This window comes from Pseudoalteromonas sp. APM04, assembly GCF_022809815.1.
GTDB lineage: Bacteria > Pseudomonadota > Gammaproteobacteria > Enterobacterales > Alteromonadaceae > Pseudoalteromonas > Pseudoalteromonas marina.
This window is the reverse complement of sequence record NZ_CP094441.1, coordinates 98,063-122,745: the sequence shown is the minus strand read 5'-3', so window position 1 is coordinate 122,745 and position 24,683 is coordinate 98,063. Positions and strand designations below refer to the sequence as shown.

19 protein-coding genes are annotated in these 24,683 nt (G+C 40.4%); 14 read left to right on the top strand and 5 right to left on the bottom strand.

The features are described from left to right. Positions 1-74: 74 nt before the first annotated feature. The 4 genes from MTP24_RS00580 to MTP24_RS00565 form a co-directional block, all read right to left on the bottom strand. Positions 75-848 (bottom strand): amidohydrolase, encoded by a 774-nt coding sequence (locus tag MTP24_RS00580; protein ID WP_243532281.1) that lies wholly within the window; start codon positions 846-848, stop codon positions 75-77. After that, positions 836-1,978, bottom strand: coding sequence for a methionine aminotransferase (locus MTP24_RS00575; protein ID WP_039038483.1), 1,143 nt, complete (start codon positions 1,976-1,978; stop codon positions 836-838). The genes MTP24_RS00580 and MTP24_RS00575 overlap by 13 nt, the downstream gene beginning before the upstream one ends. Before the next feature lie 70 nt (positions 1,979-2,048). Continuing rightward, complete coding sequence (locus MTP24_RS00570; protein ID WP_006793867.1) at positions 2,049-3,530, bottom strand: FMN-binding glutamate synthase family protein; 1,482 nt, start codon at positions 3,528-3,530, stop codon at positions 2,049-2,051. An 87-nt stretch (positions 3,531-3,617) separates the two neighbouring features. Further along, the gene (locus MTP24_RS00565) at positions 3,618-5,399 is read right to left on the bottom strand and encodes a DUF885 domain-containing protein (protein WP_243532278.1); all 1,782 of its coding nucleotides are present in this window, start codon (positions 5,397-5,399) and stop codon (positions 3,618-3,620) included. Between the two features lie 531 nt (positions 5,400-5,930). Between MTP24_RS00565 and MTP24_RS00560 the strand changes: the two genes are divergently transcribed. The 14 genes from MTP24_RS00560 to mdoH all read left to right on the top strand — a co-directional run bounded on the left by MTP24_RS00560 (position 5,931) and on the right by mdoH (position 22,323). Further along, the gene (locus tag MTP24_RS00560; RefSeq protein WP_243533646.1) at positions 5,931-6,917 is read left to right on the top strand and encodes a GGDEF domain-containing protein; all 987 of its coding nucleotides are present in this window, start codon (positions 5,931-5,933) and stop codon (positions 6,915-6,917) included. An 83-nt stretch (positions 6,918-7,000) separates the two neighbouring features. Continuing rightward, on the top strand, positions 7,001-7,756 hold the full coding sequence (gene ubiE / locus MTP24_RS00555; protein ID WP_006793864.1) for a bifunctional demethylmenaquinone methyltransferase/2-methoxy-6-polyprenyl-1,4-benzoquinol methylase UbiE: 756 nt from the start codon (positions 7,001-7,003) through the stop codon (positions 7,754-7,756). 11 nt (positions 7,757-7,767) lie between these two features. Then, a complete protein-coding gene (locus MTP24_RS00550) occupies positions 7,768-8,442 on the top strand; it encodes an SCP2 sterol-binding domain-containing protein (RefSeq protein WP_006793863.1) in 675 nt (224 codons plus the stop codon). 9 nt (positions 8,443-8,451) lie between these two features. After that, positions 8,452-10,053, top strand: coding sequence for a ubiquinone biosynthesis regulatory protein kinase UbiB (gene ubiB / locus MTP24_RS00545; protein WP_008127149.1), 1,602 nt, complete (start codon positions 8,452-8,454; stop codon positions 10,051-10,053). An 80-nt stretch (positions 10,054-10,133) separates the two neighbouring features. Continuing rightward, positions 10,134-10,370, top strand: coding sequence for a Sec-independent protein translocase subunit TatA (gene tatA / locus MTP24_RS00540; RefSeq protein WP_008127151.1), 237 nt, complete (start codon positions 10,134-10,136; stop codon positions 10,368-10,370). A 5-nt stretch (positions 10,371-10,375) separates the two neighbouring features. Beyond that, complete coding sequence (gene tatB, locus MTP24_RS00535; RefSeq protein ID WP_006793860.1) at positions 10,376-10,708, top strand: Sec-independent protein translocase protein TatB; 333 nt, start codon at positions 10,376-10,378, stop codon at positions 10,706-10,708. 48 nt (positions 10,709-10,756) lie between these two features. Continuing rightward, positions 10,757-11,497, top strand: a complete 741-nt coding sequence (gene tatC, locus MTP24_RS00530; protein WP_243532276.1) for a twin-arginine translocase subunit TatC — start codon at positions 10,757-10,759, stop codon at positions 11,495-11,497. A gap of 1 nt (position 11,498) precedes the next feature. Next, a complete protein-coding gene (locus tag MTP24_RS00525; RefSeq protein ID WP_008127154.1) occupies positions 11,499-11,999 on the top strand; it encodes a hypothetical protein in 501 nt (166 codons plus the stop codon). Beyond that, positions 11,999-12,784, top strand: a complete 786-nt coding sequence (locus MTP24_RS00520) for a TatD family hydrolase (protein ID WP_243532274.1) — start codon at positions 11,999-12,001, stop codon at positions 12,782-12,784. The genes MTP24_RS00525 and MTP24_RS00520 overlap by 1 nt, the downstream gene beginning before the upstream one ends. Next, positions 12,784-14,637 (top strand): diguanylate cyclase, encoded by a 1,854-nt coding sequence (locus MTP24_RS00515; protein ID WP_243532271.1) that lies wholly within the window; start codon positions 12,784-12,786, stop codon positions 14,635-14,637. The genes MTP24_RS00520 and MTP24_RS00515 overlap by 1 nt, the downstream gene beginning before the upstream one ends. Before the next feature lie 12 nt (positions 14,638-14,649). Further along, positions 14,650-15,660 (top strand): porphobilinogen synthase, encoded by a 1,011-nt coding sequence (hemB, locus tag MTP24_RS00510; RefSeq protein ID WP_243532269.1) that lies wholly within the window; start codon positions 14,650-14,652, stop codon positions 15,658-15,660. Between the two features lie 130 nt (positions 15,661-15,790). Continuing rightward, the gene (locus MTP24_RS00505; RefSeq protein WP_243532267.1) at positions 15,791-18,517 is read left to right on the top strand and encodes an ExeM/NucH family extracellular endonuclease; all 2,727 of its coding nucleotides are present in this window, start codon (positions 15,791-15,793) and stop codon (positions 18,515-18,517) included. A gap of 253 nt (positions 18,518-18,770) precedes the next feature. Beyond that, positions 18,771-20,390, top strand: a complete 1,620-nt coding sequence (locus MTP24_RS00500) for a glucan biosynthesis protein G (protein ID WP_243532265.1) — start codon at positions 18,771-18,773, stop codon at positions 20,388-20,390. Then, positions 20,362-22,323 carry a glucans biosynthesis glucosyltransferase MdoH gene (gene mdoH / locus MTP24_RS00495; protein ID WP_243532263.1) on the top strand — a complete coding sequence of 654 codons (1,962 nt, stop codon included), beginning with the start codon at positions 20,362-20,364 and terminating at the stop codon, positions 22,321-22,323. The genes MTP24_RS00500 and mdoH overlap by 29 nt, the downstream gene beginning before the upstream one ends. Before the next feature lie 150 nt (positions 22,324-22,473). Here the strand turns inward: mdoH and fusA are convergent, their stop codons facing one another. Then, positions 22,474-24,558, bottom strand: a complete 2,085-nt coding sequence (gene fusA, locus MTP24_RS00490) for an elongation factor G (protein ID WP_006793851.1) — start codon at positions 24,556-24,558, stop codon at positions 22,474-22,476. Between the last annotated feature and the right edge of the window lie 125 nt (positions 24,559-24,683).

Below are 24,683 nucleotides of genomic sequence, written 5' to 3'. Positions count from 1 at the left end.
TGCTAATTAGCCGCCAATCAATGTAATAGCGTCTATTTTAACACTTAATATGTTTAGTGCTATGTGAAGATGATTCAAGTCAGAGTATACGTATCGGCATCTAAATAAGCAGGGAAAGCCGCTTTAAAGGCCTCTAAATGTTTTTTTTCAAGTGTCACTGTCACTAACTGCTCTGTGTTATCGGCCGCCTTAGCTAATGCCTCTCCCTTAAAGTTATAAACTGCAGTGCCACCAGTGTGGGCAACACCATTGCCATCGTCGCCTATACGGTTAACCCCTACCACATAACATAAATTTTCTATTGCACGAGCTGCCAATAATGTATCCCAAACGGGCCGTCTCACTGCTGGCCAATTTGCTACATTTACCATTATGTCGTAGTCATTTTTATTGCGCTGAAACACCGGAAAACGCAGGTCATAGCACACCTGCGGTAATAGTTTAAAGCCATTAATTTCAAACACTTTTCGCTCTTTACCGGCGATAACATAGGCTCCCTCATTACCTAAGCGAAATAGATGGCGCTTATCGTAATAGCTCACTTCACCACATGCTTTTACCCAATAAAAGCGGTTGGCTTTTTTATTACCTTGCGCCACCAGCACCGACCCAGCAATCACTGCATTATGTTTTTTTGCTTGTTGTTTTAACCACGTAAGCACTAGGCCATTTTCTGGCTCCGCGCAGTCAAGATTTATAGCAAAACCAGTGGCAAATGTTTCAGGTAATAAAATAAGGTCAGGCTTTTCTGTTAGCGCCTCTAGCAGCTTATCAAGCATCGCTAAATTAGCGCTTTTATCAAGCCAGTGAAGGGAGCTTTGCACCAATGTAAGCGTTAAAGTTGACATAAAATATGGGCTGCCTCTTTTAGGGTTTCATCATTTTTTGCAAAACATAAGCGGATAACTTTATCACCCGGTGGCGTTTGATAAAAAACACTTAAAGGTATTGCCGCAACACCTGCTTGCTCAACTAGCCAATGGCAAAATTCAACATCGTTTAAATCAGATACATCACTATAATCTAACAATAAAAAGTAGGTTCCTTGGCTTGGTAAAACTGTAAATCGACTGCCGAGTAAATGACGTATAAGTAAATCGCGCTTTTGTTGATAAAAATCACTGAGCGAATCTACATGCTCGCTTTGTTGTTCTAACATGTCGGCCAATGCATGCTGAGCAGGTGTGAAGCTAGAAAAGGTCACATATTGATGAATTTTTCTAAACTCGCTCGCTAAATGTTCAGGGGCAATGCAATAACCCATTTTCCAACCTGTACAATGAAATGTTTTACCAAAGCTCGAAACAACAAAACTTTGAGCTAACAGTTCTTTATCTCGTAATACACTTAAATGTGGTTGCCCATCAAATGCAATATGCTCATACACCTCATCGCTTACAATATATAGTTTGTAAGTACCAACCAACCTTTTAAGCTCTGTAATGTCTTGCTGAGTTATCACTTTAGCGGTTGGATTATGAGGCGTGTTTATAACAATAGCGCGGGTGTGCTTTGTAATTTTTTGCTCTACCGTACGCCAGTTAATCGTATAGTCGGGGGCCTTTAATGCAATATGTACGGACCTCCCGCCTGCAAGCTCAATCGCGGGTTTATAAGCGTCATAAGCTGGGTCAAATACGATGACTTCGTCGTTTGGGCGAACTATTGTTTGAATGGCAACAAAAAGAGCTTCGGTTGCCCCCGATGTGATGGTTATTTGCTTTGCAGCATTAAGCTCTGTAGCGTATTTTTTTTGTATCAAACTTGCAATTTGCTGCTGTAATTTAGGTACACCACTTGAAGGAGAATATTGATTAACACCATGTTGAACATAATGAGTAATCTGACTTTTTAAAAAGTTTGGTGTGTCGAACTCAGGAAAACCCTGCGAAAGGTTAATTGCAGAGAACTGATTCGCCAGCTCACTCATTTGGCTAAATATACTCACACCAACGTCAGGTAATTTACTATTGAACACACGCTTTCCTTACTTCATTTTTGGAACCACTCAAAATAAACACGCACCTATTACATCTGTTTATTTTAACCTACTTATAATTTTCGTAAATTTTATCTAATGGCTCCGAAAGGCCACTTTCTTGAACTATACGCACATGTTCGCGTTTAAGCTCTCGTGCACTTGTTACACCGCATGAGTGAGCAATAAGCCCCGCGCCATAGTGAATATACTTATTGTAGTTAGCCACTCGCTGCGCTTTATCCGCAACGTTTAAACCGCGCTGCAAGCGTTCGTTATGAGTAGTAATACCGGTAGGGCAAGAATCTTTGTTACATTGCATTGCTTGGATACACCCTAATGCAAACATATGTCCGCGAGCCGATACAACAAAATCGGCCCCAAGCGCTAACGCCCAAGCAACCTTAGAAGGCACAATAAGCTTACCCGAAACAATTATTTTAACACGATCACGCAGTCCGTGTTTTTCAAGCATATTGACTACTAGCGGTAAACTTTCACGAAGTGGTAATCCCACAGAATCCATTAAGGGCTGAGGAGCAGCGCCGGTTCCACCGTCAGCACTATCAATGGTAATAAAATCAGGAGCCGACTCAATACCACGGTGATTTATTTCAGCAAATAAGGTTTCTAACCAGCCATACGCACCAATAACAGCCTTAAAGCCAGTTGGTTTACCTGTGGTATTTCGTACCGTCGCAATCATATCGAGAATATCACTGGGGTTTTTAATTTCAGGGTGCCCATTGGGACTAATAGAATCTTCGCCCTCAGGAATACCGCGTATTTTTGCTATTTCAGCATTCACTTTGCGCCCAGGAAGCATGCCTCCCTTACCGGGTTTAGCACCTTGACTCATTTTAAGCTCAAACATTTTAACCTGCTCGTGTGCTGCAATCTGTTTGAGTTTTTCGATACTGAGCTGGCCATTTTCATCGCGTACCCCGTATTTAGCAGTACCAATTTGAAAAACTAAATCTGCGCCACCTTCAAGATGATAAGGGCTCAAGCCCCCCTCCCCCGTGTTCATCCAACAACCCGCGAGCTTTGCCCCTTTAGAAAGAGCACGCACAGCGGGCTTAGATAGCGCACCAAAGCTCATTCCCGATACGTTAAATAAAGAATTGGTTGAATAAGGTGTTTGGCAATAGGGACCAAGCGTTACTTCACTTGGCGCAAGCGCTTCTTCATCAAGCGTAGGGAAGGCGCAGTTCATAAACATTACTGTACCTGTGACCTCTAAGCTTTGTGTAGATCCAAATGCCGCGGTACGGTCTACATTTTTTGCAGCGCGATAAACCCAACTACGTTCGGCACGATTAAAAGGCATTTCTTCCCTGTCGAGAGCAAAAAAGTATTGTCTAAAAAACTCGCCTTGACGTTCAAAAAAATACCTAAAGCGTCCAATTACAGGGTAATTTCGTCTAATTGCATGCTTTGTTTGTGTAACATCGCGGATATAAAAAACAGCCACAATTAAAACTAATAAGCCTAAAAAAACAATAAATAGACTCGCAAATACGTCAATACTAAACATTATAAAGTTGTTCATTGGTGATCCGCTGCTGTAAAAATAAAAAAGTGCTATATCCAAAATGACATAACACTTTTATGCATTCAAGAATTAACCATCTGTAAGTTAACTCTTCTGTTTGGCTAACTCTTCATTAATATATAAACGTACTTGCGCCTCTAAAACTGATAAAGGGACAGAGCCATGGCGTAATACCTGATGGTGGAACTCCCTAATATCGAAACTTTGCCCAAGTGCTTGCTCAGCCTCTTTACGTAAACGTTTAATCGTAAGCTCGCCAATTTTGTATGACAGTGCTTGGCCAGGCCAAGTTATATAGCGATCGGTTTCGGTTTTCACATTGTGTAACGACAACGCTGTATTTTCGCTCATAAACTGCATAGCGCGCTCTCTGCTCCAACCATACATGTGCATACCGGTGTCTACCACTAAACGAGCAGCTCGCCACATTTCGTAAGTTAAACGACCAAATCGGCTATATGGACTTTGATAAAAGCCCGCTTCAATGCCTAAGTACTCAGAGTAAAGCCCCCAACCTTCACCGAATGCCGATAAATACGCATCTCGACGATAACGTGGCAAGGTTTCTAATTCTGCATTTAATGATATTTGTAAATGATGACCCGGTACCGCTTCGTGCAAAGTGAGCGCTTCTAATACATACAGTGGGCGTTTATCAAGTGCGTACGTATTCACCCAATAATAGCCCGCCTCATCATCTCTACTTGACCCTGAGTAGCGACCCGTTGTGTATTTGGGCGCTATGCTCGCGGGTACCGGCGCAACACCATACGGTTTACGAGGCAAGGTATGAAACAGCTTAGGCAGTTGTGCGTCCATTTTTTTTGCTATATATGCTGCCTCTTTAAGTAGCTCCTCCGGTGTGGTTGCATAAAATTGCGGATCGGTTCGTAAAAAGTGAATGAACTCTGCAAATGTTCCCTCAAACTCGACTTCTTTTATAATGGCTTCCATTTCGCCGCGAATGCGTGCAACTTCTTTTAACCCCAGCTCGTGTATCTCTTTAGGGGTCATCTCAGTAGTGGTGTAATATTTAGCTCTATTTTTATAAAACGATTCGCCGTTTGGGGTATTTGAAATACCTATCGAAGTGCGCGCACCGGGGCGATACTCCTGTGTAAAAAAAGCTAAATAATTTTTATATGATTCAATTACTTTATCCTTTATTACCGACTGCGCCTGTTGCTGAAGTGATTTAAATTCACCCTCTGGCAAGCCTGCGTTATTTTTTAAAAAAGGTTTATAAAATTCAGACGTTGTAACATCCTCAACTATATAGGCTGATATTGATTCTTCGTACCCTTCAAGCACCGCTTTAGGTTGCGTTAAACCTGTTTCAAGACCTTTTTTCATCCAATAAATATTTTGTTCAAAAAAGCGAGGGACCTGAGCCAAACGTGCTAAATAAGTTTGATAATTTTGCAGTGTTTTATATTGGCTGCTGTTTACAATATACGATAAGCCAGAATGAAAACCGTACTCAGAAGTTAGCGGCATGTAATGAGCATTAAATACATATTCGTCAACGCTGTTTTGTACTTGAGCACGAATAATACTGAAGTTTATTTGGTTTTCATCACTCAGGGACGCTGCATCTAAGGCGTCTAGCTCAGCCAAGAACTGAGTTTTTTTATTGTATTGCTGCTCTAAAAACTCAGGCGATAAATTCGCTAACAAATAACCATTAACACCCTCAATGTTGCCGTAAGGGCTGGAACTTTGTCGGTAATCAACAATGCTATCTGCAACCGCTGTAAATTGACTATCGGCGTTATAGTTTGTGGTTTGACAGGCACTTAAAGTACATAAAAGCGTCATGCTGATAAGTGTATTGCGGAATGGCTTAAGTAATAAATTATTCGTCATAATAAAATTTAGTCAGATAATGAATTTCACAAAGCTATCGCAGACTCAGTAAATAGCAAGTAAATGAGACAAGTATCGTTGATATTAACGCCCTACCAGGCTTAAAGCTTATTCAATAAAAGGGCAAGCTATGATACAGCATATTGCAATTACACTGCGCTATCAGGCGCATTTGCAATAGCGTCTCTTTATTACGTGCCTTTACCTTATTACTAAAACCACCACTGTAAGATAAAGTTTTAAATAAAAATCAACTCTAAAAGTACAGTTTTAAAAAGTATTTATTAAACGATCAATCCTATTAAATGAGCTAAAAACAAGCCTAATTGATGAGAAAAGCAGCTATTAAGCGACTAAAGTAAAATTTAAGTTCCCTTGGCCCTATTTTTGCTTTTTAATAGCAGTTATAACGAATACAGTAGTAAAAAATAATAAAAAAGCTTGGACGCGCAATCGACTCATGGAATGAAATTATAAATTAAGCATTGATGCGTACTTAGTTGGTATTAAATAATGATGTTCCATGATTCCATGGCTATTGCTCAAGAGAAAATGACTCAAGTGTGTATGTTCTTAGAACGCTATACATTGCCGCCAACGCCCCTGAACTTTCAAGTTGTTTACACCTACGTTAGCCAAGCAAATTTAAAATTAAATAAAACATTAGATCGCGCTATTTCCACCGATGAAAACATTGATGGCGTATTAATAGAGCAACTTTATTTTGAATTTTTAAATGTCGGACACAATACGCAAGTGTCGATGATTCAAAACGTAGACGGCGTTATTACTTCATTGTCTAACAATGCGCAAAATACAGAAAAACAAATCAGTCGCTTTGCAGATCAAGTGAGTGAATGTGTTCATTCGCTTGACGAAAACAATATAGAACAAAGCCGCCAAGCACTTAACAAACTTGATAAGCAAACTGCTGAGTTACTCGCTCAACATAAAAAGTTTAAGCTAGAGCTAACGAGAGCAAAAAAACTACACGAAAGAACACAAAAACAACTTTCTCAACTTCGTAAGCAACACATTATAGATAGTCAAACCGGCTTATTTAAACGCCATTACTTAACCCAACAAACTGAACTATGGGCGACTCAAGACAAGTCTATTTGTGCCATTGCCATTCAAATCGATAATTTAGCGCATTTTATTGATAACTTTGGCGATATTATTGGTGAAGTGATTTTAAATAAAGTGGCTAAACAAGTTCAAAAGTATGTAATGCAAAGTGGTTTACCGGGGCGTACCGCTAAAGATCAGTTCACTGTTTTATTAGCTGACATTGATCCTGAAACAGCGATTCTCATTGCTGAAAAAGTTCGTAAAGGTGTAGAAAAATTGCGTTTTGTAAGCTCAAAAAGTGGCGCAAAACTGCCCAGCATTAACTTATCGCTGGGAATCGCTCAGCATCAGCAAAAAGAAGACTTTAACCAACTGGCTAAAAAGGCATCACATGCGGCATTTAAAGCCCGCTCTCTTGGCCAAAGTAGTTTTACCGCCGGCCAATAAAACACCTGATAAATCATATTCAAATTGCACCTTCGGTGCACAATAAAGTACACTAGTGCTTATTGCCACGATAGAGATTAATCATGAACGAGACCCCAGAAAAGACCACGCACTTTGGCTACAAAACCGTTGCTGAAAACGAAAAAGCATCAATGGTTGCAGATGTATTTCACTCTGTTGCGGCTAAGTACGATGTAATGAATGATTTAATGTCTTTTGGTGTCCACCGTTTATGGAAACGTCAAACTATAGCCAGTTCAGGCGTGCGTAAAGGCCATCATGTTCTTGACTTAGCCGGTGGTACAGGCGATTTAACTGCAAAATTTAGTCAACTGGTCGGTGAAACTGGCCAAGTGGTTTTGGGCGATATTAACTCATCTATGCTCAAAGTAGGTCGTGAAAAGCTTCATAATTTAGGCCTTGTAGGCAATATTGACTACGTACAAATGAATGCTGAAATGCTGCCATTTCCAGATAACAGCTTTGATGTGATCACCATTGCCTTCGGTTTACGTAATGTAACCGACAAAGACAAGGCGCTGCGCTCAATGTATCGCATACTAAAGCCAGGTGGTCGTTTGTTAGTATTAGAGTTTTCTAAGCCAAAACACGAAGCACTTAGCAAAGCGTATGATTTTTACTCGTTCAATTTACTGCCAACAATGGGCAAGCTAGTTGCTAACGACAGTGAGTCTTATCAATATTTAGCAGAGTCGATTCGTATGCACCCAGACCAAGATACGCTTAAAGCAATGATGGATGAAGCTGGGTTTGAACAAACAACGTATCAAAACCTAACTGGCGGAATTGTTGCCCTTCACCGTGGTTTTAAATATTAAGGCTCTGAGTCATGGCGCTTGATCAAGCATCTGAAAAAAACAGTGATAATACAAACACATCGACCTTTTTGATGCTACCTAACTTTGTACTTTCGCTTGTTGAGCGCATTTTAAATCAAGCACTTAAACTCGACCCTAACGTTGCCCAAAAGCTAAACACGGTAAAACAACAGCGTTTACTTGTTGAAGTTAGAGACTGGCAACAAACCATACAGGTTGTTTTTGCTGACGAAAAATTACACCTTTATGCCGCTGACAACAGCGATTATAGCGATTGCATGATCAGCGCCGATATAGACACGCTTGTTGCTCTTAAAAACCCAGCCATGCTTACACAGCTAATTCGTCAAGATAAACTCGATTTACAAGGCGACTTGAATATAGCGCAAGCATATAGCGGTGCATTTTCAGGGTTAGACATAGATTGGCCCGAACAGTTATCAAGTTATATTGGCGATGCACCAGCTCAACAACTTTATTTGCATTTTATGTCGATAAAGCGCCATGGTAGCAAAATTAACGCGCAACTAAGCACCACGTTAACAAGCTTATTTCAAGACGAGCTAGCTGTTACAATTCACCCTTTAGAACTTGCACAATTTAAACAACAAAACCGAGAGCTAAAAGGCCAAGTTGCCGCCATAGAGCAGCGTATAAACACTTTATTAAGCGCCAAAACACGCTAAGGACTTTTTGTGTCTTCTTCACGATTGTATTACATCACTAAAACATTACTTAGCTATGGTTTAGACGAATTAGTGCCTAAAAGTAAAACACCTTGGTTTGCAAAAATTGCCAGGGGGTGTTTATTTTGGCTACGAAATCAGCATAAAGAAAAACCTGCAGGACTGCGCTTACGTTTAGCATTACAAGAGCTAGGACCTGTATGGATTAAATTTGGCCAAATGCTGTCAACACGTCGCGATCTACTTCCTCACGATATCGCGCAAGAGCTTGCCTTTTTGCAAGACCAAGTTCAGCCTTTTGAAGGTGAATTGGCGCAACAAATTATAGAAAATGCACTCGATATTAATGACATTAGCGAGCTGTTTAGTGAATTTTCACAAACGCCATTGGCATCTGCATCAATAGCGCAAGTGCATACTGCAACACTAGTTGACAACGATAATATTGAGCAAGATGTTGTCATTAAAGTAATTCGCCCAAACATCCATGAACAAATAAATGCAGACTTAGCATTAATGGAAAAGCTTGCTCAGGTGCTTGCTAATGTTCATAACGAATCAAAACGTTTGCGCCCTGTTGAAGTAGTAAAAGAGTATAAAAAAACACTGCTTGATGAATTAGACCTAATGCGTGAAGGTGCCAATGGCATTCAATTAAAACGTAATTTTGATGATTCAGATGCACTCTATATTCCTACTGTTTACAGTGATTACAGCCGAAGCAACGTGTTAGTGATGGAGCGTATTTACGGTATACCCGTGTCAGATACCGAGTCGTTAATAGCGCAAAATACAAATATGAAATTGCTTGCAGAACGTGGTGTAGAAGTGTTTTTTACACAAGTATTCAGAGATAGTTTTTTTCATGCAGACATGCATCCCGGTAATATTTTTGTATCTCGCGAGCATCCTGAAAACCCTAAATATATTGGTATTGATTGCGGTATTGTTGGTACCTTAAGCAAAGAAGATAAGCGCTATTTAGCAGAAAACTTTATCGCCTTTTTTAATCGCGACTATCGCCAAGTAGCCCAACTGCATGTTGACTCTGGCTGGGTTCCTGAAGATACCAGTATCGAAGAGTTTGAATTTGCTATTCGCACTGTTTGCGAACCTATTTTTAATAAGCCACTTGCTGAAATATCATTTGGGCATGTACTGGTAAATTTATTTAACACCGCGCGTCGATTTAATATGCAGGTGCAACCACAATTAGTGCTACTTCAAAAAACATTACTCTATGTTGAAGGGCTGGGAAGACAGCTTTATCCTCAACTAGATTTATGGAAAACGGCTAAACCCTTCTTAGAGCAGTGGGTTAAAGAACAAGTAGGGCCGCTATCTGTCTTGAAACAAATGTATGCAAACCTACCATTTTGGGCTGAAAAAATGCCTGAGTTACCTGACTTGATTTATCAAAACTTAAAGCGCCCAGTGCGCACCCACGCAGTTGTAAAGCCAGCTTCTCATAAAGCGTTAGTGCTTAGCTTGTTGGGGAGTGCTACTTTGGTAGTGTCTGCACTGTGTTATTTGCAACATGATTTAATTGCTGCGGGCGTTACAGCAACCTGTTCCGCCGCGTGTTTTATTGCGGCATGGCGACACACATAAACAAAGTGCTATTTACGGTTTAGGGCGTATAATTAGTATTTAAAATATACATTTAATCATTTTATTATTTGGAGAGAACCATGGGATTGGGCGGCATTAGTATTTGGCAATTATTGATTGTTTTGGCAATCATTGTACTTCTTTTTGGTACTAAAAAATTACGCGGCATGGGGGGTGACTTAGGTGGTGCTGTTAAGGGGTTTAAAAAAGCAATGTCGGATGAAAAACCAACTGAAACAGACTCCCCTGAACAAATTCAAACGTCACAAAAAACGACGACTGATACTGAAAAAACAAAAGACACCGATAAGGCTTAATTAACATGGGCATGTGGGAGCTAGTTGTTGTTTTTATTGTAGGGCTTGTTGTATTAGGGCCTGAACGTTTACCCGTTGCAATAAGAACGGTTAGTCGCTGGATCAAAACTGTTAAATCTCTTGCTAACTCAGTTAAAGCTGAAGTGAGTGAAGAATTGCGCGTACACGAGCTCCACGAAAACCTAAAAAAAGCTGAGCAACAAAACCTACAAGATTTAAGCCCTGAATTACAAAGCTCATTAAGTGAGCTAAAACAGGCTGCAGAATCAGTGACTCACAGCTATAAAAAACAGCCACAAGAATCAGAACCTAACCAACAAATTGATGAAAAAAAGTGAATTTAATTTACCTTTCTATGGTCAACTTACTAAATGGTATAAATAAAAATGGTTGAGGAAGTAAAATCGGGGTTTGTAGCTCATTTAATAGAGCTGCGTGACAGGCTTATAAAATCACTGTTGAGTATTTTAGTTATTTTTATTGCAATAGTATATTTTTCAAACGATATATACGCGTTTGTTGCGCAGCCGTTAGTCTCTCATTTACCAAGCACTGCAACCATGATTGCAACCGATGTCACAGCCCCCTTCTTTGCCCCATTTAAGCTGACTTTATTTGTTGCATTATTTGCGTCTATACCTTGGATATTGCATCAAATTTGGGGGTTTATAGCGCCGGGACTATATCAGCATGAAAAGAAAATGCTGATGCCTATTCTTGCTTCCAGTATTTTACTATTTTATGGCGGTATCGCATTTTGCTATTTTGTAGTGCTACCCATTATTTTAGGTTTTTTTACCAATACGGGGCCTGAAATGATGACCCTAGCGCCAGATATAAGTAGTTATTTAGGGTTTGTATTAAAGCTGTTTTTTGCGTTTGGCGTCGCATTTGAAATTCCAGTTGCTATTATGCTTTTGTGCTGGAGTGGTGCAACGACAACAACGAGCTTAAAAGAAAAGCGCCCTTATATTGTGGTGGGTGTTTTTGTTGTGGCGATGTTTTTAACGCCGCCCGATGTTTTATCGCAGACATTATTAGCATTTCCGATGTTGCTTTTGTTTGAATTAGGTTTAATTTTAGCGAAATTTTACACCGCTAAACCACGAGAAGAAGTTGAGGAATAAAATGAAAAAACAAATACTCTCACTACTGGTTATATTGAGCGCACCTGCATTTTCTGCGCAGTCAGACATTAATACTCAAACGCTAAAAGCGTGTAGCTTTATCGAAAATGACTTTAACCGCCTACTTTGTTACGACAACACAATGGCGGGTAAACCACTTACACAATCTACAGTAACCCAAAAAGTGACAGCGCCAACAACAGCCACCAATGTCCCTGTTGTTGCAGTTGAAGCGCCAAAAGAAGACTTCGGTCTAGAGCACAAAGAAAATCACACAGAAAAAGACAGTGAAATAAAAGCAGCGGTAACATCTGTTGACAAAGCCCCCTATGGTGAGCTGATCATCACTTTGGATAACAACCAAAAATGGCGCCAAATTGGTTCTGATAGCATGCGTTTGAAAGAGTCTGATACTGTAACCATTACCCGCGGTGTATTTAACTCATTTTTATTACGAAAAGATGGTCAAAACCGTTCTATTCGCGTTAAACGAACTAAGTAATGCCTTACACACTGGTTGATGCTGGCGTTAACTTAACAAACCACCAGTTTGATAATGAGCATTCAGATATCATCTCCCGCGCTCAAAGCGCGGGTGTCGAAAAAATGCTGCTTATTGGTTGCGACATCTCATCAAGTGAGCAATCTTTAGCACTTGCTAAAAGCTATCACTTGTTTTCAACCGCCGGTATTCATCCACATGATGCCAAAACAGCAACTGATTCATTAGAAGACCAATTAACATTGCTTGCCACTCAACCTCAGGTTGTTGCTATTGGTGAATGCGGGCTTGATTATAACCGTGATTTTTCGCCTCGAAATGTTCAACGTAGCGTATTGAGACGCCAACTTGCACTAGCCGAAAAGTTAAATTTACCGGTTTACTTGCATGAGCGTGATGCGAGTGATGACATGATCAATATTCTTACGGAGTTCAATGTTCGCGGTGTGCTTCACTGCTTTACAGGAGATGAAAGCGCACTCAAAAGTTATTTAGCATTAGGCCTATACATTGGTATCACAGGGTGGGTTTGTGATGAAAGACGCGGACAAGCATTGCAAGCTTTAGCCCCAAGCATTCCCTTAAACCGCTTACTTATAGAAACTGATGCGCCTTTTTTAATTCCACGCACAGTTAAACCAAAGCCTAAGTCGCGAAGAAATGAGCCAGCACTATTAACGTATGTCTGCCAAACACTTGCTGAGCTATATCAAATAGATGCCAAGAGTGTGGCGAAGCAAACAACAGATAACTTTTATGCTGTTTTTGGTTTAGAAGCCCGTTAATGAACAGTATAAAGGCTGCTATCTGCCTACTTATAATGCTTTTCACTTTTAAAAGCTTTGCGTCTACCGTAGTAATAAATTCAGATTTTTCATCCCATATCGTTACAAATCTTACTTATTCTTTTGAGCCTTCATCGATAGAGACAGCTTTACAACTTGAGCCTAACCAATGGCGTTCGGTTAACACCAAACTGTTAAATTTTGGCCTAGAAAGTCGCCCTGTTTGGGTTACGTTTGAAATAAATAACACGTTAAATAGTCGCTTTAGTCCATTAATTTTAATAGACAATCCATTTTTAAATGAAGTTCAGCTGTTTCACTTGAGAAATGCACAAATACTGTCAGAAATGCGGCTAGGTGATTCATTCTCACTTGACGAACGTACTATAAAGAGTGAGTTTTTGTTAACTAAATTAACGCTTCCAGCAAGCTCCTCCACTCGGGTTATTCTCAAAGTTAGTAACCCATCAGGTTTACGTATCCCTATCAGTTTATGGCAACAAGATGTTTATTTAACTCAAAAAGAGGGGTTTAACTTAGTTTATGGATTAATGGTCGGCTTTTTAGCAGCATTGGCATTAAGCTGTATATTTTTGTATGGATTTACTCGAAAGCGCTATTTTGCACTAGCGGGAGCGATCACTTTCACGCTAGGGCTTTTTCTAGCGTACCTTGGCGGCTTTGGATTTCGTTACTTGCACCCAAATATTCCCACAATCCAACAAGTAATAATGCCAATATTACTTATTTTAATCGCGCTGTTGTTTTTCCCTCTTCAACAACAAATGTGCAAGCCTCACGCTCAAAAAATTATACGTGTGCAAAAATTAATAACAAAATTGCTGGCTGCCTCTCTATTATTTATTTGGCTACTTCCTAACTGGTTGGTCACTGCATATTGCCTAATATTAACCCCTCTTGTTTTAAGTCTGTACTTTTTAACAACCTACTTATCTACTCGCTCCCACCCTTCAAAATCTATAAATGCATTATTACTAGCTTTAGGCTTTTTTAATGCAGTAACGGTTTATTTTATTATAACCGTGATGGGATGGTACACCTTTGAAACAATGGGGTTGTTCATTGTATCGGTGTTCTTTTTTAGTTGTACATTTTGCTTATGTTATGCAGTTATGAAGCAATTTATAACTGAACGAGATGAGCAGATAATCGAACAACAAACTGTGATTGCAGAAAGTACGGCTCAAGACACACTGTTAAAAGAGCGGCTCGCACTTCAAGAAGAAGCTCAGTACGAACTTGAATCACAAGTAGATGAGCGCACGTTTGAACTACAAGTAACACTTAGAGAACTTGAAGAAAAAAACAGAGAGCTTGAACAGCTAAATACAGAAGATGCGCTAACAGGCGCTAAAAACCGCCGCTTTTTTGATAAGAAACTGGTAATGGAACTTCGTCGTTCACGAAGAGAACAAACACCGCTAAGTATTATTATGATTGATATCGATCACTTTAAAACAATTAACGATACCTACGGACACTTAAGCGGTGATAACGTTATAAAAGCAACTGCTGATATTATCAAACGCTTTTTGAAACGACCGCTGGATGAGGTCGCTCGCTATGGCGGTGAGGAGTTTGTAATTTTACTCCCTAACACTGCAAACCAAGGCGCTTTTGATATAGCAGAACAAATACGACTACATATATACCAAAACCCAGTCATTGTTGCAGGTGCTGAGGTTAAATTTACGATTAGTGCCGGTGTCTATACATTTATCGCTGATGATATAAATACCCCTGAGTTATTCACGGAATGCGCAGATAAAGCACTTTATAGCGCTAAGCAACAAGGTCGTAACCAAGTTGTTAATTTTGAAACTATACAATAGGAGCATAGTAATATGGCCCAATCTGGACTAGACCTTTTCCCATATACTCGTATGCGCAGAATGCGCCGCGATGACTTTTCTCGTCGTCTAATGGCCGAAAACCAACTTAGTGTAAATGACCTCATTTACCCTGTTTTTGTACTAGAAGGTAAGAATCGCCGAGAAGTCATCGAATCTATGCCTGGAATTGAACGTTTATCGATTGATTTTTTGCTTGAAGAAGCAAAAGAGCTTGTAGATTTAGGTGTACCTGCCGTGGCTATTTTTCCGGTAACTCCTGGTGACAAAAAATCCCTGATGGCTGAAGAAGCCTTTAATGAAGATGGCTTAGCACAACGTACTGTGCGCGCTTTAAAAGAAGCTTTTCCTGAGCTTGGGGTTATTACCGATGTAGCCCTTGACCCATTTACTACTCATGGTCAAGACGGCATTATTGATGATAAAGGTTATGTAATTAATGACATAACCACTGAAATTCTTGTTAAGCAGGCGCTTTCGCACGCCGAGGCAGGCGCAGATGTAGTTGCGCCATCTGACATGATGGATGGTCGTATTGGCGCTATTCGCGAAGCACTTGAAGCAGATGGCCATATTCATACACGTATTATGGCTTACTCAGCTAAATATGCTTCTAGCTACTACGGGCCTTTTAGAGATGCTGTAGGCTCTGCAGGTAACTTAAAAGGAGCCGATAAGAAAACCTATCAAATGGATCCTGCCAACTCAGATGAAGCAATTAGAGAAGTCGCGCTTGATTTACAAGAAGGTGCCGACATGGTGATGGTTAAACCCGGTATGCCCTACCTTGATATTGTCCGCCGCGTTAAAGACGAATTTGGTGTACCTACTTTCGCATATCAGGTTAGTGGAGAATACGCAATGCACAAAGCAGCGATTGATAACGGTTGGCTGAGCGAAGAAGCCACAATTATGGAGTCTTTACTCGCTTTTAAGCGCGCAGGGGCTGATGGCATATTAACCTATTTCGCTAAGCAAGCCGCGCAATACCTCACTAAAAAGTAAGTAATTGATAAAAAGGCGGTAAAACCGCCTTTTCGTTTACATTCATTAACATAATTGTATTATTTTTGTCATTTAGATTCTCTAAACTGGTGTCCCATTTTGGGATTTAAATACACGGGAATAATAAAAAATGTTAAAAACAAAAATAACGCCACTGGCGCTTGTACTAGCAGGTCTTAGTGCACCAGCGTCCGCTGATCTAATCATTTCTGAATATATTGAAGGTAGCAGTAATAATAAAGCCATTGAACTTTATAATAATGCTGATACCGAGATTTCTCTTGAAGGCTATGTTTTAGGACTTTATTCAAATGGTAGCAGTTCAGTTGGTAACTCGATTGATTTAACAGGTACATTAGCCGCTAATACTACCTACATAATTTCAAATCCGGGTGCAACAGCCGACATACTGGACATTGCAGATACAACTAGCACTGTGACTTACTACAACGGTGATGATGCCCTTGTTTTAACTAAAGACGGCGTGATTGTTGATAGCTTTGGCCAAGTGGGGGTTGATCCTGGGTCATTTTGGTCCGATGCTACGGCACAAACACAAAACAAAACGTTACGCCGTAAGCTAAGCATAACGTCAGGTCGCACCGATTCAACTGCTGAGTTTTTACCAAGTGAAGAGTGGGAACAGTTTGATATTGATACCTTTGACGGTCTCGGTTCTCATGCGGGTAATGGTGGCGGAACAGAACCTGAACCAGATCCAATTGATCCAATCGTATGTGCTGCAGACAAAACGCTAATTAGTGCTATTCAAGGCGAAGGAAACGAAAGCCCACTAGTTGACACACTAGTAGAACTAGAGGGTATTGTTACTGCCGACTTCCAAGGTGATGATGAACTTAAAGGTTTCTTTGTAACCTCTCTTGCCGCTGATGAAGATACAAACCCACTAACTTCTGAAGGTGTATTTGTTTACTTTGCAGATACAGATGTAAACGTTGGCGATCACGTACGCGTTCAAGGTACAGTTGATGAATACTACGATTCAACGCAAATTTCTGATGTTGTTCAAGTTGCGGTATGTGCAACGGGTCAATCAGTAAGCGCCACTAAAATTTCTTTACCTTTAGCAAGCCAAGATGATTTAGAAGCCTTTGAAGGCATGCTGGTTACTTTAGACCAAGAGTTAGTTGTAACAAATAACTTTGGTTTAGGCCGTTACGGTGAAGTTGAGCTTGCAACAGAACGTTTATACCAAGGCACACAAGTTGCTATGCCTGGCGATGCAGCTAACGCTGTTGAAGTAGAAAACCTAACTAAAAAAATCTTAGTTGATGACGGTTCAACTGTTCAAAACTCAGATCCTACTGCTTACCCGACCCCAGGTTTATCAGCAGAAAACACATTACGTACAGGCGATAGTGTGAACAGCGTAACAGGCGCATTAGCGTATAGCTTTAGCACATACCGTATTCACCCAACAGTTGCACCGCAGTTTATTGCAACTAATCCACGTGAAGACGCACCGGAACTAAATCCTGAAGCAGACTTACGTGTTGCAAGCTTTAACGTTCTAAACTACTTCAACGGTGACGGCCAAGGCGCTGGTTTCCCAACCAGCCGCGGTGCTGACTCACTTGAAGAGTTGGTGCGCCAAGAAGCTAAGTTAGTAAGTGCAATTAGCGCAATGCAAGCTGACGTTGTTGGTTTAATGGAAATTGAAAACGATGGCTTTGGTGAGTTTAGTGCAATTGCAAGTTTAGTAAACGCACTAAATGATGCTGACAGTGCTAACGAATATGCTTTTGTAGACTTTAATGTTAACCAAGTAGGTACTGACGCAATTACAACTGCACTTATTTACCGCGCAAACAAAGTTGAAGAAGTAGGGTCTGCTGCTATTACTACCGCAGCACCATTTGATTTCAGCAACCGTACACCTATCGCACAAAGCTTTAAATCGTTAGAGTCGCAAGAAGTATTTACTGTTGCTGTCGCGCATTTAAAATCAAAAGGCGGTTGTGGTAGTGCAAGTGGCGCTAATGAAGATCAAAACGATGGTCAAGCATGTTGGAATGAAATCCGTACAGAAGGTGCAAGCGCATTTGCTGATTGGTTAGACAGCAAACCAACAGGTGTAGACGACGAAGATATTATCTTAGTGGGTGATATGAACGCCTACGCGATGGAAGATCCAATTCGCAAATTTGACGAAAAAGGCTACAAAAATGTTGTTGCTGAGCTTGATGGTAATACATTAGCTTACTCTTACAGCTTCTCAGGCCGCGCTGGTAGCCTTGACCATGCAGTGGCGACTGAGTCTTTACTTAGTAAAGTAGTGGCTGCTAAAGATTGGCACATTAATGCCGATGAGCCTATCGTACTTGATTACAATGTAGAGTTTAAGAGCGAAGGGCATCAGTCTACTCTTTACTCAGAAAGTGCATACCGCGCGTCTGATCATGACCCTGTGATTGTTGATATCAAATCTGAAGTTGTGCTTACACCAGAAGAACAGACTCCTGTGGTTGCCCCAGATCAAGTATTCTCTATTGATGAAAACAGCGCTGTAGGTACTGTTATTGGCATGCTTGATTACTCAGATCCTAACCCTGAAGATTCACCTGTTGTTAAATTTATCGTGTCTGAAAACGATAGTGTGTCAATTAATGATCAAGGTCAGCTAATTGTTGCTGGTGAAATTGATTATGAATTTGAAAACCGCATTACGTTTACTGTACAAGTTGAAGATAGCGTTGGTAATGTATCAAAAGCTGAAAAAGTTGCTGTGAAGGTAAATAACTTGCGTTCAGATGATGATAACGATGCTGGCTCATTGCTTTGGTTATCTCTTCTTTTAGCACCACTTTCTATAGTGCGTCGCTTTAAAAAGAAATAATTAGCTTAAAGTAAGAAATAAAAAGCCGCATTCGCGGCTTTTTTTATTCCTCTGTAAAAATAATTCAGACAAGCTTCAGCTATCCCCCCTTAATATCTTTTGCGTTAGGTAGTTCATTTTTTATTAAATGTAACTTTACAAACCTCGTAACTTCAGTACTTAACATCAAATTCATAGATTAATTTAGGCTTACCCATTAAGTAAAAAAATCACTTTTAAATGTGACCTAGCCGTTTTCATAAAGGAAGAAAAAATGAAGCAACTTATCAAATTAACAACACGATGGCAGTCTCATACTAAATCGATTTTGGGTTTATTTATTGCACTTTCAACATTTGCAGTTAGTAACCAAGCATTAGCAAGTACCACCAAAGCCTCTATTTCACAAAGTAGTTTATTTGATGTTATCAGCGCACGTGCAAAAAAATTAGCCAGTGAAGACTATAAGGCGCCAAACAATATTGAACTTGATGCACTAAATAACATTAATTATCAGGATTACCGCTCTATTCGTTTTAAGCAAGATCAAGCTGTTTGGAAAGATGATGGTTTGTATGAATTACAGCTATTTCATCCTGGTTTTTTATACAAAACACCGGTGACAATAAATACTGTTGATAGCGACTCAAAACACAGCAGACTTCCCTTTAATACTGACTTTTATAATTACGATGGAACGGCTGCACCGCTAAAAGATGAGTTAACTAAAAGCACAACCAATACACAGCTTGGCCATGCAGGTTTTAGGCTTCACTACCCTTTAAATACTAATACTTATAAAGATGAGATTATAGTGTTTCAAGGTGCTTCTTATTTTCGTGTTGTAGGTCCAAACCAAGTTTATGGCCTTTCAGCTCGCGGATTAGCAATTGATACAGCGCTTGCATCTGGCGAAGAGTTCCCTATGTTTAAAGAGTTTTGGCTAGTAAAACCGACAGCAGAACAAACTAGCATTGTACTGTTTGCATTACTTGATAGCCCATCAGTATCTGGCGCTTATAAATTTAATATTGACCCTACTACCAACACAACCGTTAAAATAGACATGCAAATATTTGCCCGTAAAGACGTGAAAAAGTTAGGCATCGCACCACTAACGAGCATGTTTTATCATGGTGAAAATAGCACAAAATTTTTTGATGATTATCGTCCTGAGGTGCATGACTCTGATGGTTTGTTAACTCAATCACAGGATGACAAGTGGGTATGGCGCCCACTGAATAATCCATCGCAACTGAGTGTTACCTCATTTGCGTACGAAAACCCTAAAGGTTTTGGGCTTGCGCAACGCGACCGTGACTTTAATAACTATTTTGATATAGAAGCACATTACCATGATCGCCCAAGCCTGTGGATTGAACCTCAGGGTGAATGGGGCAATGGCCGTGTTGAGCTAGTAGAAATTCCAACAGATACCGAAACAAACGACAACATTGTTAGCTACTGGGTACCAGAAAACCCCTTCAAAGCAGGTGATTCATTAAAACTTAGCTACAAAATGAGCACGTTTAATAGCAGTTTAAACAAACATGAAAAAGCACATGTAGTTCGTACTCGTATCGGCAGCGCGGCATTGCCCGGTGAAGATAACCCGCCACCACAAAGTCATCGTCAATTCACTGTTGATTTTTCAGGCCCTGCTCTAAATGCTCTCTCTGAACAACTTAAGTTAAATGCAGGTATTCAGCTAACTACGGGTGAAGTAAGTGATGTATCCGTTCAAAAACTGCCTGAAGGGTACGGCTGGCGTGTTGCTTTTAAAATTGCACCACAAGACGACAAACCCGTCGATATGCGCTTATCGTTAAAACTACGTGACAAAGACATTAGTGAGGTATGGAGCTATGTTTGGTATCCAAATGACATCAAGTAAGCAAAAAAAGGGAACGACAATGCCATTTAAAACAGCTCGTGTATGGCTTTTTGCAATTGCCGCTATATTCATATCAGGCTATGGCATATCAATCATGTTCGACATACTTAACTCAAACGGCATGACGTTGCTTGAGTATGCACTGCTTGTCTTATTTTCTATTACATTTGCATGGATAGTGACGGCATTTTGTAGTGGCACAATAGGGTTTGTATTACAGCTATTTCGTATCGATCCACTTACCTTAAAGCGCATAAAACCAATCGCGATCCACGCCCAAGCTATTGCTAAGCAAAAAACAGCGGTTGTAATGCCTATTTACAACGAAGACACCCACCGTGTAATTGCTGGTTTTGAAGTAAGTCTAGCGTCGCTTAAAGAGACCGGACAGCTCGAACACTTTGATTTTTACTTACTAAGCGATACACAAGACCCGCAGATAGCCGAGAATGAACTCAATGCATGGCACGCAATGTGCGAGCGCTTAGGAGATACTGCCAAACATATTTTTTATCGCCGCCGTGAAGACAATAAACACCGCAAAGTAGGCAACCTAACGGATTTTTGTGAACGCTGGGGTAGTAAATACGATCATATGATTGTACTCGATGCAGACAGTATAATGACTGGCAAGTGTATGCTTGAGCTAACAACTAGCATGCTAAATAACCCACAAGCAGGTCTTATTCAGACAATCCCTATTCCGGTTCGCCAAGATACTTTTTTTGGTCGCTTTTTACAATTCGCATCGGTACTCTACAGCCCCATGCTAGCTACTGGCTCTGCTTTTTGGCAAACCGATCAAGCTAACTACTGGGGACATAACGCAATTATAAGGGTCGATGCCTTCATTAAATGTTGTGGTTTGCCAACATTAAAAGGGAATGCGCCCTTTGGTGGTGAAATTCTCAGCCACGACTTTGTTGAGGCTTCTTTACTTCACTCCGCAGATTGGGATGTATTGTTGTTATCTGAAATTGAAGGTAGCTATGAAGAAGTTCCAAGCAATATATTAGACTACGCAATTCGTGATAGGCGCTGGGTACAAGGCAATATTCAACACCTTGGTTTATTGTCATCAAATAAATTAAAGCTTATGAGTAAGTTTCATTTTTTACTGGGTGCCACAGCATATATATCGTCGCTTATTTGGCTATCAATGCTCGCATTAAGTACTATTGATGCCGTTACCCGCGCATTAAACAGTGATGTCTATTTTAATCGTGCTTATCAGTTATTTCCTACATGGCAAATAGCTAAAACAGATTTAATTGACTCATTACTTTATTTAACCATTATTATTTTATTAATGCCTAAGTTAATGGGGGTCATTGTTACCCTAGTTCACAGAAATAAGCGTTTTGGTGGATCAATTAAACTCATAGCTGGTTCAGTTATTGAAACTTTATTTGCCGTTATTGTGGCACCGCTGATGATGGTTTTTCATGCTTACTTTGTAGTATGTGTATTTTTAGGTAAAAAAGTAACGTGGGATGCTCAACCGCGAGAAGGCCGCATGGTGTCGTGGAAAGAAGCCTTTGGCTATACACTATTTTCAACTGTAGTTGCAGTTGTTTGGGGCGGGGTTGCTTATTACTTTACCCCTGTATTTTTCTGGTGGCTATCACCTATTTTATTAGGGCTGATACTTGCAGCTCCTATTGTTCGTTACTCGAGTAGTATTAAGTTTGGCTTAGCGCTCAGAAAGCTAGGCATATTTATATGCCCTAGTGAAGTCGATAACAGTAAAACACTCGCGGCACTTAAAGTACATTTACAAACAGTATCAGTACCAAGCAAAGGGCAATACCCTGAAACTTTGCCAGGACTACCCGCAGAGCAATTAACAACAATGCCAGTACAACGCTTTCATCGTGTTCGTAAGCTAAAAATCAAAAACCTCAAAGCAAAGTTAATTAGAAAGTTTAATTAACCGTGCATCACACTAAAAAGGAGCGCTTAGCGCTCCTTTTTTTATGCTTAAAATATATGCTAACTATAAATTACACAGAAGCTAGAAAAATTTTTAGCCAATAAAAAACCCGCAACATGTGCGGGTTTTTTTTAGAGTTTAAAAGGCTAATTACTTAGCAGCTTTTTTCTCTTTTTCTGCAGCGATTACCGTTTCAGATACGTTAGCTGGACATGGTGCGTAGTGTGAGAACTCCATAGAGAACTGACCACGACCTGATGTCATAGTACGTAGTGAACCGATGTAACCAAACATTTCTGATAACGGTACGTCAGCTTTAATGCGAACGCCAGTTAAACCAGCTTCTTGGTCGCTTAGCATACCACGACGACGGTTAAGGTCACCGATTACATCACCAACGTGATCTTCTGGCGTGAACACGTCAACTTTCATGATTGGCTCAAGAAGTTGTGCGCCCGCTTTAGGGATCGATTGACGGAAAGCGCCTTTAGCAGCGATTTCGAATGCAATTGCAGATGAATCCACGGCGTGGAAGCCACCGTCGAAAAGTTCTACTTCAACGTCAAGTACAGGGAAGCCAGCTAGCACACCCTCTTGCATCATTGATTTAAAGCCTTTCTCAACTGCAGGCCAGAATTCTTTAGGTACGTTACCACCAACAACTGATGATGTGAACGTGAAGCCTGAACCCACTTCGCCTGGCTTGATGCGGTAATCAATTTTACCGAACTGACCAGAACCACCAGATTGTTTCTTATGCGTGTAGCTATCTTCGATTTCACGAGTGATAGTTTCACGGTAAGCAACCTGTGGTTGACCAACAACAAGGTCTACACCGTAAGTACGCTTAAGGATATCTACTTTGATATCTAAGTGAAGCTCACCCATACCTTTAAGGATAGTTTCGCCTGAATCTTCATCAGTCTCAACTTGGAAAGATGGATCTTCTGCAACCATTTTACCGATAGCAACACCCATTTTCTCATTACCGCCTTTATCTTTAGGCTGTACAGCAATCGAGATTACTGGAGTTGGGAATACCATTGGTTCAAGTGTTACTGGGTGCTTAGGATCACAAAGAGTGTGACCAGTTTGCACGTTCTTCATACCAACGATAGCGATGATATCGCCCGCTTGCGCTGAAGTAAGCTCTTTACGCTCGTCAGCTTGCATTTCTACCATGCGGCCAACACGTTCTGTTTTACCAGTAAACGCATTAAGGATAGTGTCACCCTTGTTAAGCTTACCAGAGTAGATACGTACGAATGTTAATGCACCAAAGCGGTCATCCATGATTTTGAATGCAAGCGCTTTGAAAGGTTCGTCTGCAGAAACAATTGCAAACTCGCCGTTTTCATTACCTTCTTCATCCATAAGAGGTTGAGGATCAACTTCTGTAGGAGCCGGTAAGTAATCAACAACAGCATCAAGTACTAGTTGAACACCTTTGTTTTTAAATGCAGAGCCACAGAACGTTGGGAAGAACGCAAGGTCACGAGTACCTTTACGGATACAACGCTTAATATCTTCAACAGAAGGTACTTCACCTTCCATGTACGCTTCCATTAGATCATCGTCTTGCTCTACAGCAGTTTCGATAAGCATTTCATGGTATTCTTCAGTTTTTTCTACCATGTCTGCAGGAACATCTGTGATTTCGTAGTTTTCAGGAAGACCAGTGTCATCCCAAACGTATGCTTTTTTAGTAAGAACGTCTACAACACCAACAAAATCATCTTCAATACCGATTGGTAAAGTCATGATTAATGGTACAGCACCAAGTACTTTACGTACTTGCTCAGTTACACGGTAAAAATCAGCACCCATACGGTCTAATTTGTTTACGAAAATAATACGTGCAACTTCTGATTCGTTCGCGTAACGCCAGTTAGTTTCTGATTGTGGCTCAACACCACCAGAACCACAGAATACACCAACACCGCCATCTAATACTTTAAGTGAACGGTAAACTTCAACTGTGAAGTCAACGTGTCCAGGAGTATCGATAACGTTGAAACGGTGATCTTTCCAGAAACAGCTTACTGCCGCAGACTGGATAGTAATACCGCGCTCAGCTTCTTGATCCATGAAATCGGTAGTAGATTCACCATCATGAACCTCACCTGTTTTGTGGATAGTACCTGTAAGCTTCAGGATACGCTCAGTAGTCGTGGTTTTACCCGCATCAACGTGCGCGAAAATACCAATGTTTCTGTACTTCGATAAATCTGCCATTATTTTACTCTTAATAAAGTCGATAAATTATTCGGCGGGAGTATAGCATTACTTAAAGCGAACATCACCATAGAAGTCGCTTAAAATGCAATCAATTCACTATATTTTTTTTACAAAGAGAATAT